Origin of the sequence: Nonomuraea sp. NPDC050733 (assembly GCF_040654215.1) — a bacterium.
Taxonomy (GTDB): Bacteria; Actinomycetota; Actinomycetes; order Streptosporangiales; family Streptosporangiaceae; genus Nonomuraea.
The window spans coordinates 206,210-216,477 of sequence record NZ_JBFAHO010000011.1 but is presented as its reverse complement, the minus strand read 5'-3'; the positions used below and the strand labels follow the sequence as shown (position 1 = coordinate 216,477).

Genomic DNA, 10,268 nt, shown 5'->3' with positions numbered 1-10,268 from the left:
CTCGGCTCAGCCGTCGCCGACGACACCAACGCCTCCATCGCCAACTTCACCCGCGGCGCCGTACGCCCACCCGTCACCGCATAGGGACGCACGGGAGACCCCGGGTCGAAGGACGACATCGGTCTCGGCTCGGGACCGCCGTTCCATCTGGGGTCTGTCACTTACCTCACCTGGACTGACTCGAGCGCAGCTCCGCGCGTACCGCCGGAGTGAGCACCTGACCGGCGCGATCCACCATCAGCGTCATCTGGTACGCCACCAGCCCCATGTCGCAGTCGGGGGCCGCCAGAACCGCCAGACACGAGCCGTCACTGATCGACATGATCAGCATCAGCCCCCGCTGCATCTCCACGATCGTCTGGTTGACCACACCACCCTCGAACACCCGCGCCGCGCCCTGCGTCAGGCTGACCAGCCCCGACGCGATCGCCGCGAGCTGGTCCGCCCGGTCCGGCGGGAAGCCGGAGGAGGCGGCGAGCGGCAGGCCGTCCGAGGAGACCACGACCGCGTGGGCGACCCCGGGAACGGTGCTCACGAAATCGGTGATCAGCCAGTCGACACCGCGCGCCGCGTGACTGAGATCCTTCATGCGCCCTCCTCGCTGCTGTCGGCGTTCCGGGGACCCGCCGGATACGCCTTGCCCTCGTTGATGTCCTCGCGGGCGGCCCGGAAGCCCTGCTGGAAGCTGGACAGCCGGTTGCGCACCCGGTCCGGGGAGACCGCCGGCATCGGGGCCACCGCCTTGGGTGCCGACGCCGAGTCGGCCGAGCCGGGCACCAGGTTCGCCTTGGGCACCCGCTTGGGCAGACCGGACGCGGTCGCCCCGTCACGCACCGGCTCCACCACCGCCTCGGCGGCGCTCCACCCGGCGTCGGCCTTCGAGGTGCCCCAGCTCGCGCCGCTGGCGAACCAGGCGGACTCCACGGCGGCGAAGATCGGCAGGTATTCGTCACCGGCGGAGGGCTGGCTGTTCACCCTCGGGATGGGGCCGGTGCTGGCCGAGTCGGTCTCCGGGAAGTCGGGGCGCGGCGGCCGGGGGCGGCCGAGCGGCCTGTCGAAGGGGCGGTCGGGCTGGACACCGGAAGGTCCCCAGGGCTGGGGCTCCTCCAGCGGGGGACGCCGGGGCAGCCCGTTGCCGCCGCTGGACCAGCCCGGCTCCTCGGGCGGCAGCCACGAGTCGTTGGTGTTGAACCCGGCTCGCGGCTCCGACGGCCAGCCGCTGGGCTCGGACGGCCACTGCGGCATGGCCGGCCAGCCGTTCTGCTGGGCGGGCGGAGCGGACGGGAAGGACGGGTGGCCGGGGCCCGGCTGGTAGCCGCCGCCGGGCCAGTTGGGCGTGGGGGCCGGCGCGGGCGCGAGCTGCGGGCCGTTGTAGGCGTCCTCGTGCGCGGGGCTCGGCGAGCTCGCGTACGCGGGGGACGGGTTGCCGAGCAGGGAGTCCGGCAGCAGGACCATGGCGGTCAGTCCGCCGGAGGCATGCGGCCGGAGCTGGACGCGGATGCCGTGGCGGTGGGCCAGGCGGGCGACCACGAACAGGCCCATGCGGCGCGAGGCCGACACGTCCACGGTGGGCGCGTCGGTGAGGCGCTCGTTGGACTGCGCCAGCTCGTCCTGCGTCATGCCGATGCCCGCGTCGGTGATGGACAGCATGACGCCGCCGCCGTCGATGCGGCTGCCCGACACCGTCACCCTGTTCTCGCGCGGGGAGAACGACAGGGCGTTCTCGACCAGCTCGGCCAGCAGGTGGATGACGTCGTTGACGGCCTGACCGGCGACGGAGACGCCGTCGGGGACCTGGAGGACGACCCGCTCGTAGTTCTCCACCTCCGACAGCGAGGCGCGGGCCACATCCACCAGCTTGACCGGCTGACTCCAGCGACGCGGCGGATCCTGCCCCGCCAGCACCAGCAGGTTCTCACTGTTACGCCGCATACGAGTGGCCAGATGATCCAGCTTGAACAGGTTCGCCAACCGGCTCTCGTCCTGCTCACCCTGCTCCAGACCATCGATCAACGTGATCTGCCGCTCCACCAACGTCTGACTACGCCGCGACAGGTTCACGAACATCGCATTCACATTGCTCCGCAGCCGCGACTCCTCACCCGCCAGCCGCACCGCCTCACGATGCACCTCATCGAACGCCCGCGCGACCTCGCCGATCTCGTCGTCGCCGACCACGCCGATCGGCTCCACCTCGGCCAGGGCCGCCGCCGATCCGGACATGTCCGAGTCCCGCAGCCGCTGGACCGTTTCGGGCAGGCGGCGGCCGGCGATCAGCAGCGCCTCGCGCCGGAGCCGGCGCAGCGGGCCGCTGAGGGAACGTGCCATCAGCACGGTGACCATCAGCACGAGCACCAGGAGCACGGCGATCGCGATCGCGAAGACCATCGCGCCCTGCTGCTCGGCGACCTGCACGGTACGGCTGCGCAGCATGATCGCGTCGGCGACCCGCTGCTCGACCTGGCGCATGCCGTCGATGGTCTCGGTGACCGCGGTGAACCACGCCTGCCCGTCACTGGAGAGGTCGAGACCCCGGTCGGTGAGCGGCAGCCCGGCGTCTTGGAGTGCCAGGGCGCGGGCCTGGATCAGCTCTGCCCGGTCGACGGCCTGGCCGCTGACCGTGTCGTCGTACGCCTGGCGCAGCGCCAGCGGCACCTGTGCCCGGAACGCGGCGAGCTCGCTGTTGCGCTGGGCCCGCGCGGCGATGAAGTCGTCCAGCTCGTCCTGGCTGAAGCGGCCGACGGCCAGCGCCGAGACCAGCAGCGCCCGCTGCCGGGAGACGTACTGCTTGGCCCGCGACAGGGCGGCGAACCCGGCGACGGTGTCGGTGAGCTCCTTGTCCGCCGCGCCCTGGTCGATGGTGTCGTTGAGGGCGAGGAAGTCGGAGATCGACTGGTCGTACAGCTCGATGACGGAGGAGACGTTCAGCCGGGACTCGACGGCGGTCCGGCGGGAGTTGGGCAGCTCGTCGAAACGGTTCCTGACCCGCACGGCCTCGGCCCGCAGGGGGCTGTCGGAGGCGCCGAGCGCGGTGACGTCGGGCCGCGCCTCGGCGACGAGCCGGTCCACGGTGGAGTACTGGGCGGTGATGGCATTGCGGTCACCCTTACGGTCCTGGGCGACGAAGGTGGCGGTGAGGTCGCGTTCCAGCTCGGTCTCGTGGGCCAGCTCGGTCAGCTTTCCGGCCAGCACAGCCGTCTGGTAGACGCGCTCGTACTCGGAGGCGCTGGTGACGGAGGATGCGACACGCAGGCCGCCCAACGCCAGCGCCGCGACGGTGGGGATGACGATCAGTACCAGCAGCTTGGTGCGCACGCGCCAGTTGCGCACGATGCCGCCCGGTCCCCTGGCATGCCCGGGCTGGGCCGGCGGCCCTGTCCTCGCATGGGATGACGGAAAGGCGGACGCCTCAGCAGGTAAGCCGGAATCGCCGTTCGCAGGGGGCAATGTCTTTCTCACTGGCCTCCGCAACCTCTCCCTTGGATGGCCTGGTGCAAGAGATCAAATTCGTGCCCGTGCTCGCCGTGTGCCGCCCCCGGCACCCGTGGTCCGAAAACCTATTTATGTTCAACAGATAAATCGCCCGCCGATGTGGCCACACCGACAAGTCGATCATCTGGCATATGTCTCCACGTCCCGACAGTAGCCACACGTCCCCGATGAACGCCAGCCATATCATCACCTATATCTGGACATACCTCCAGAAAAACAGTGTGATCATTTTTTCGCCATATATATTGATAATTTCCAGAATCGGGGGACCATGCGCAAGGGTTGCCTGCGCTTTGGGGTGTGTCGAGTGTCGGCCACCCCCGTTCAAAGGAGACGCGACATGAGGCTCGCTGCGGCAGGGCGCATCGCCCTGATCGGACTGGTGGCCACCCTTGCCATGACGAGTTGCTCCGGCACGGACGCCAAGACCGGAGGTGAGACCAACGCCAACGGGCTGGAGAAGACCGACCTGCTCATCGGGCAGTACCCGGGGGCCGACTCCGCCCCCCTGTTCATCGCCATCGAGCGAGGCTTCTTCAAGGAGCAGGGGCTCAACGTGAAGACCGAGGCCATCCAGGCGCCCCAGGCCGTGCTGCCCAAGCTGTCCAACGGCAGCATGGACGTGGTCCTCGGCAGTTATGCCACCATCCTGACGATCCAGAGTGAGGGCCTGGAGAAGTTCAAGTACATCGCCGACTCCTACCAGGGCGCCACCGGCGCCTTCGGGATCATGGTGGGGCGCGACTCCCCCATCAAGAAGGTCGCCGACCTCAAGGGCAAGAAGATCGGCGTGAACGCGCTCAAGGGCCTCGGCGTGCTCACCATGAACCCGCACCTCAAGATCGCCGGCCTTGACCCGAGCCCCGGCAAGGACATCCAGTACGTCGAGGTGCCCACCACCAACTGGCTCCAGGCGCTGGAGAAGGGCGACGTGGACGCGGTCTGGATGACCGACCCCTATGTCAGCGAGGCCAAGAACAAGCTCGGCGCGACGATGCTGGTCGACACCATGTCCGGCCCCACGGAGAGCCTGCCGATCACCGGCTGGGCGGCGACCGAGAAGTGGGTGAGCAGCAACCCCAGGACGATGGCCGCCTTCCAGCGCGCGATGGCCAAGGCCCAGAACATCGCCGCCACCGACCGCAGCGCCGTCACCAAGATCCTGCCCACCTTCACCAAGATCCCCGCAGCCACCGCGGCCACCATCAACCTCGGCAACTACCCGACCACGCTGAGCGCCCAGCGCATCCAGCGGGTCGCGGACCTCATGCAGGAGTACGGCTTCATCAAGGCCAAGATCGACGTCGCGCCGATGATCGTCACCTCGCAGGGATGACGTCCACGGCCGTCCCGGCGCGGGGGGAACGCATCACCCCCTCCCGCGCCCGGCTCGCAAGACTCCTCCGCCACGTCACCGGCGTGGCGGTCTTCCTCCTGGTCTGGGAGCTGGCCGGCCGCACCGGCCTCGTCTCCTGGCTGCCGGCCGCCTCGACGTCCCTGGCGCGGGCGGCGGGGCTCGGCGCCGACCCCGCGTTCCTGACCGACCTGGCCTCCACCCTCACCGCCGCGGTCGTGGGCCTTCCGCTGGCCGTGCTCGTCGCCGTCCCGGTCGGCCTGCTGCTCGGCACCGTCCCCGTGGTGGAGGAGATGACCCGCGCGATCGTCGAGTTCCTGCGGCCGATCCCGTCGGTCGCGCTGATCCCGCTCGCCCTGTTCTTCTTCCAGCCCGAGATCAACGCCAAGGTCGCGCTCATCGTCTACGCCGCCTCCTGGCCCATCCTCATCAACACGCTGTACGGTGTCCGCGACGTCGACCCGGTGGCCACCGAGACGCTGCGCTCGTTCGGCTTCGGCTCCGGCGCGGTCATCCTGCGGGTCAGCCTGCCGAGCGCGGCGCCGTTCATCTTCACCGGCATCCGGCTGGCGGCCTCCGTCACGCTCATCCTGGCCATCAGCGTGGAGTACGTCGTGGGCGGCGCCGGCGGCATCGGCGCCTTCCTCATCCAGGCGAGCACCGGCATCGGCGCCGACGCGATGGTCGACGTGATCGCGACCCTCATATGGGCCGGGCTGGTCGGGCTCGTCGTCAACACGCTGCTCCTCCGCGCGGAGCGGCGCCTGTTCAGGTGGCGGCACCTATGATCGCGACCATCGTCAGGCGGCTCTGGCTGGTGCCCGTGGTCCTGCTGGGCTGGGAGCTGCTGGCCCGGTCCCAGGCCAGCCCGTACCTGCCCGCGCCGACCCGGATCGCCTCCTGGATGCACGAGCGGTGGTTCTCCGGCCCGTACCTGCTGACCGAGGAGGCGGTGGACAACTTCGTGCCCAGCCTCGTCCGCGTCGTCGGCTCGTGGAGCATCGCCGTGGTGGCCGGGGTCGCGCTCGGCGTGGCGATCGGCCGGGTGGCCTGGCTGGCCGACTACGTCGACCCGCTCGTGGAGTTCGGCCGGGCCGTGCCGCCGCCCGCGATGCTCCCCGTCTTCCTGGTGCTGTTCACCATGGGCACCCAGGTGCAGGTGGCGACCATCGTGTTCGGCGTCGTCTGGCCGATCCTGCTCAACTCCATCGACGGGGCGCGCAACGTGGACGCGCTCCAACTGGAGACCGCTGCCGTCTTCGGCGTGCCCGCCCGCCTGCGACTGTTCCGGATCATCCTGCCCTCGGCCTCCCCGAAGATCTTCGCGGGGCTGCGGCTGAGCGTCTCGCTGGCGCTCATCCTCATGGTGATCTCCGAGCTGAAGGGCAGCACCGACGGCATCGGCTACCTGCTGAGCGTGGCCGGCAACAACGCCGACATGGCCGGGCTGTGGGCCGGTGTGGTGGTGCTCGGGGTGCTCGGCTACGTCCTCAACTCCCTGTTCCTCATGGCGGAGCGCCGCGTGCTGACCTGGCACCGGGGCGCCCGCCGTACCGTCTAGGAGGCGGATGTGACAGACCTGCTGCTGAAGAACGTGCGGGTCGTGACGCATGACCGGAGCGAGCCCGTCATGGCCGACATCGCCGTGACCGGGGGACGCGTCGACCAGGTCACGCCCGGCCTGCCCACCGAGGGCGTCCCGGAGGTGATCGAGGGCGCGGGACGGCTCGCGTTCCCCGGCGTCGTGGACGCCCACCAGCACTGGGGCATCTACAACCCGCTGGACGAGGACGCCGGCTCCGAGAGCCGCGCCTCCGCGCAGGGCGGGGTGACGACGGCTCTGACCTACATGCGCACCGGGCAGTACTACCTCAACCGGGGCGGCGCGTACGCGGACTTCTTCCCCGAGGTGCTGGCCCGGGCCGAGGACCGGGCCTACATCGACTACGGCTTCCACCTGGCGCCGATGTCGCGAGGTCACATCGAGGAGCTGCCCGACCTGGTCGAGCGGTTCGGCGTGCCGTCGTTCAAGATCTTCATGTTCTACGGCGGGCACGGGCTGCACGGGCGCTCGGCCGACCAGAGCGCGTTCCTCATGCTGCCCGAGGGCGAGCGCTACGACTACGCCCACTTCGAGTTCGTCATGCGGGGCGTGCAGGCGGCCCGGGAGCGGTTCCCCGAGCTGGCCAGCGAGATCTCGCTGTCGCTGCACTGCGAGACGGCCGAGATCATGACGGCGTACACGCGTCTGGTGGAGGAGGCGGGCGACCTGAGCGGCCTGGCCGCCTACAGCGCCTCGCGACCGCCCCACTCCGAGGGGCTGGCCGTGTTCATCGCCTCCTACCTGGCCCACGAGACCGGCCTCGGCAACGTCAACCTGCTGCACCTGTCCTCCCGCAAGGCCCTGGACGCGGCGGTGCGGATGGCCAGGACGTTCCCCCACATCGACTTCCGCCGCGAGGTGACGATCGGGCACCTGCTGGCCGACATCGAGACGGCGAGCGGCATCGGCGCCAAGGTCAACCCGCCGATCAGGCCCCGCGAGGACGTCGAGGCGCTGTGGAAGTACGTGCTCGACGGCACCGTGGACTGGGTCGTCAGCGACCACGCCTGCTGCCGGGAGGAGCTGAAGTTCGGCGCGCCCGCCGAGGACGTGTTCCTGGCCAAGGCCGGCTTCGGCGGCGCGGAGTACCTGCTGCCCGGCCTCATCACCGAGGGCCGCCGGCGCGGCCTGCCGTGGGGCCGCATCGCCGCGCTCACCTCGTGGAACCCCGCCCGCCGGTACGGCCTGCGCACCAAGGGCACGATCGCGCCGGGCTTCGACGCCGACATCTGCCTGGTGGACCCGGACGCCACCTGGACCGTGCGGGCGGCCGAGTCGGACTCGGCCCAGGAGTACACGCCGTTCGAGGGGTTCGAGCTGACCGCGAAGGTCACCGACACGTTCGTGCGCGGTCACCACGTGCTGGACACCGGCAAGATCGTCGGCCGTCCCCAGGGGCGTTTCGTGCGCCGGCCGGTGGCCTGAGCCCGGCCCCTGCCGGAATGGTCATCTTCATGTCCAACGATCACTGACTTCGGTAGAGTCAGCCTGTTATCTCCCGGCTTCGCCTGTCCTAGGACGTCACTTGCTCGAGATAGACAACCTCACGCACGTTTACGGTCCCGGCAGCCCCAACGAGCACCGTGCGATCGAAGGGCTCAAGCTGAGCGTCGCAGAGGGCGAGCTGCTGTGCATCGTGGGTCCCTCCGGATGCGGCAAGTCCACGCTGCTCCGCTCCATCGCCGGGCTGATCACTCCCACGGGCGGCGAGATCCGGGTCGACGGCAAGCTGGTGCGCCAGACGCCCGACAACCTGGCCGTGGTCTTCCAGGACTACAGCCGCTCCCTGTTCCCGTGGATGTCGGTGGCCGACAACGTGGCGCTGCCGCTGCGGCGCAGGGACCTGGACAAGCGGGCGCGGCGGGAGGCGGCGCAGGAGGCACTGGAGTCCGTGGGCCTGCTCGGCGCCGCCCAGAAGTACCCGTTCCAGCTGTCCGGCGGCATGCAGCAGCGCGTCGCGATCGCCCGCGCGCTGGCCTACCGGCCCAGCCTGATGCTCATGGACGAGCCGTTCGGCTCGGTGGACGCCCAGACCCGTGAGGACCTGGAGGACCTGGTCCTCAAGGTGCGCGGCCACCACCGGATGACGATCGTGCTCATCACCCACGACATCGACGAGAGCGTGTACGTCGGCGACCGGGTCGTGGTGCTGTCCAAGGCGCCCGCGCACGTGGTGGGCGACCTCCGGGTGGACCTGCCGGGGCCGCGCGACCAGATCACCACCCGCGAGAACCCCGACTTCGTGCGCCTGCGCGGCGAGGTCGGCCGCCTGGTGCGCGGGGTGGACGTCCCCGCCTCCGCCTGAGCGTTTCCTCCCCGGTAGCGTTCTTCCCCCATAGCGTTCTTCCCCCATAGCGACACGAACGCCGCCGGACCGATGGTCCGGCGGCGTTCGTCGTACGGGCGTGTGCCGCGCCGGGCGTCAGGCGGGCAGGTGGGAGTGGCGCGTCAGTGCGTGCTCCACCAGCGTGATCAGCGTGCTCTTCACCGAATCGCGCACCCGGGCGTCCAGGCGGACGATCGGCGTGTGCGCGTTCAGTGACAGCGCCTCGCGGATCTCGTCGTCCTGGTGGGCGAACTGCCCGTCCCAGCCGTTGATGCCGATGACGAACGGCAGCTTCGCCTCCTCGAAGTAGTCGATGGCGGGGAAGCTGTCGGCCAGGCGCCGCGTGTCCGCGAGCACCACGGCGCCGATCGCGCCGCGCACCAGGTCGTCCCACATGAACCAGAACCGGTGCTGTCCGGGCGTGCCGAACAGGTAGAGGATGAGGTCCCGGTCCAGCGAGACGCGGCCGAAGTCCATGGCGACGGTCGTGGTGGTCTTGTTCGGGGTGAGCGAGACGTCGTCGACCCCTGCCGACGCGTCCGTCATCACCGCCTCCGTGGTGAGCGGAAGGATCTCCGAGACCGCACCCACGAACGTCGTCTTGCCCACGCCGAATCCGCCGGCCACGACGATCTTCGTCGAGGTCAGCCCGGCGCTAGAGCCTGCGAAGTCCACTGAGCACCCTTTCGAGCAAGTTGAGGTCCGGCTTTCCCGCGTCCAGCGCAGGCTGGTGCACGCGGATCAGGCCTTCGGACGCCATGTCGGCGATCAGCACCCGGACCACACCCAAAGGCTGTCGTAAAAGGGCCGAGATCTCAGCAACCGACCTGACGTTCCGGGTCAGTTGAATGATCGCCTGATACTCCGGACTCAGCAGAGATATGTCTTGGTATTCCGACGTCACGGAGGACACCAGCGCCTCCATGGCGAACTTCATCCGCGGCGCCGTGCGCCCTCCGGTCACGGCATAGGGCCGTACCAGAGAGCTCGGCTTCTGCGGACGTGGAGCCGCCGGATGCGGCGGAGTGCTATCACCAGCCCAACCCTGACCTGACACCATGTTCTCCTGTCACCGCCCTTAGCGGGGGCGGGCCGCCTGCAGTTCGGCGCGTACGGCAGGCGTGAGCACCTGACCCGCGCGCTCGACGAGCAGCGTCATCTGGTAGGCCACCAGGCCCATGTCACAATCGGGCGCAGCGAGCACGGCCAGGCAGGAGCCATCGCTGATCGACATGATCATCAACAGACCGCGCTGCATCTCGATGACGGTCTGGGTGACCAGGCCGCCCTCGAAGACACGGGCAGCGCCCTGTGTCAGGCTGATGACACCCGAGGCGACCGCGGCGAGCTGGTCCGCCCGGTCCTTCGGGAAACCCTCGGAGAACGCCAGCGGCAGACCGTCCGACGAGACCACGACGGTGTGCGCGACCCCTGGCACGTTGTTGACGAAGTCAGTGATCAGCCAGCTGATGCCACGCGCTCCCTGGCTCAGT

11 protein-coding genes are annotated in these 10,268 nt (G+C 69.6%); 5 read left to right on the top strand and 6 right to left on the bottom strand.

Features of this window, described 5'->3' with window-relative positions; all coding sequences use genetic code 11:
- The 3 genes from AB0H64_RS20730 to AB0H64_RS20720 all read right to left on the bottom strand — a co-directional run.
- The coding region (locus tag AB0H64_RS20730; RefSeq protein WP_357626679.1) for a DUF742 domain-containing protein at positions 1-119 on the bottom strand (119 nt) is incomplete at its 3' end.
- A 47-nt stretch (positions 120-166) separates the two neighbouring features.
- Positions 167-589 carry a roadblock/LC7 domain-containing protein gene (locus tag AB0H64_RS20725; protein WP_357626664.1) on the bottom strand — a complete coding sequence of 141 codons (423 nt, stop codon included), beginning with the start codon at positions 587-589 and terminating at the stop codon, positions 167-169.
- Positions 586-3,330 (bottom strand): nitrate- and nitrite sensing domain-containing protein, encoded by a 2,745-nt coding sequence (locus AB0H64_RS20720; protein WP_357626661.1) that lies wholly within the window; start codon positions 3,328-3,330, stop codon positions 586-588. The genes AB0H64_RS20725 and AB0H64_RS20720 overlap by 4 nt, the downstream gene beginning before the upstream one ends.
- A gap of 502 nt (positions 3,331-3,832) precedes the next feature.
- On the opposite strand from AB0H64_RS20720, the gene AB0H64_RS20715 reads away from it, so the two are divergent.
- The 5 genes from AB0H64_RS20715 (at position 3,833) to AB0H64_RS20695 (ending at position 8,754) form a co-directional block, all read left to right on the top strand.
- Positions 3,833-4,828 (top strand): ABC transporter substrate-binding protein, encoded by a 996-nt coding sequence (locus AB0H64_RS20715; protein WP_357626658.1) that lies wholly within the window; start codon positions 3,833-3,835, stop codon positions 4,826-4,828.
- Positions 4,825-5,634 carry an ABC transporter permease subunit gene (locus AB0H64_RS20710; protein ID WP_357626655.1) on the top strand — a complete coding sequence of 270 codons (810 nt, stop codon included), beginning with the start codon at positions 4,825-4,827 and terminating at the stop codon, positions 5,632-5,634. Before AB0H64_RS20715 ends, AB0H64_RS20710 begins: the two co-directional genes overlap by 4 nt.
- The gene (locus AB0H64_RS20705) at positions 5,631-6,407 is read left to right on the top strand and encodes an ABC transporter permease (RefSeq protein WP_357626653.1); all 777 of its coding nucleotides are present in this window, start codon (positions 5,631-5,633) and stop codon (positions 6,405-6,407) included. The genes AB0H64_RS20710 and AB0H64_RS20705 overlap by 4 nt, the downstream gene beginning before the upstream one ends.
- Before the next feature lie 9 nt (positions 6,408-6,416).
- Positions 6,417-7,874, top strand: a complete 1,458-nt coding sequence (locus AB0H64_RS20700; RefSeq protein ID WP_357626650.1) for a dihydroorotase family protein — start codon at positions 6,417-6,419, stop codon at positions 7,872-7,874.
- 100 nt (positions 7,875-7,974) lie between these two features.
- The gene (locus tag AB0H64_RS20695; protein WP_357626647.1) at positions 7,975-8,754 is read left to right on the top strand and encodes an ABC transporter ATP-binding protein; all 780 of its coding nucleotides are present in this window, start codon (positions 7,975-7,977) and stop codon (positions 8,752-8,754) included.
- A gap of 117 nt (positions 8,755-8,871) precedes the next feature.
- Here the strand turns inward: AB0H64_RS20695 and AB0H64_RS20690 are convergent, their stop codons facing one another.
- From AB0H64_RS20690 to AB0H64_RS20680, 3 genes are read right to left on the bottom strand one after another with little or no spacing between them, the layout of a single operon-like run.
- Positions 8,872-9,423: an ATP/GTP-binding protein gene (locus AB0H64_RS20690; protein ID WP_310710786.1), complete on the bottom strand. Its 552-nt coding sequence runs from the start codon at positions 9,421-9,423 to the stop codon at positions 8,872-8,874.
- Between the two features lie 7 nt (positions 9,424-9,430).
- Positions 9,431-9,835, bottom strand: a complete 405-nt coding sequence (locus AB0H64_RS20685) for a DUF742 domain-containing protein (RefSeq protein WP_055507219.1) — start codon at positions 9,833-9,835, stop codon at positions 9,431-9,433.
- Between the two features lie 18 nt (positions 9,836-9,853).
- Entirely contained in the window at positions 9,854-10,267 is a 414-nt protein-coding gene (locus tag AB0H64_RS20680; protein WP_198654238.1) for a roadblock/LC7 domain-containing protein, read from the bottom strand.
- Position 10,268 lies beyond the last annotated feature (1 nt).

Coding starts and splice junctions, on each gene's coding strand:
- AB0H64_RS20725 (WP_357626664.1), bottom strand. CDS start 589: ATGAAGGATCTCAGTCACGCGGCGCGCGGTGTCGACTGGCTGATCACC.
- AB0H64_RS20715 (WP_357626658.1), top strand. CDS start 3,833: ATGAGGCTCGCTGCGGCAGGGCGCATCGCCCTGATCGGACTGGTGGCC.
- AB0H64_RS20710 (WP_357626655.1), top strand. CDS start 4,825: ATGACGTCCACGGCCGTCCCGGCGCGGGGGGAACGCATCACCCCCTCC.
- AB0H64_RS20705 (WP_357626653.1), top strand. CDS start 5,631: ATGATCGCGACCATCGTCAGGCGGCTCTGGCTGGTGCCCGTGGTCCTG.
- AB0H64_RS20685 (WP_055507219.1), bottom strand. CDS start 9,835: ATGGTGTCAGGTCAGGGTTGGGCTGGTGATAGCACTCCGCCGCATCCG.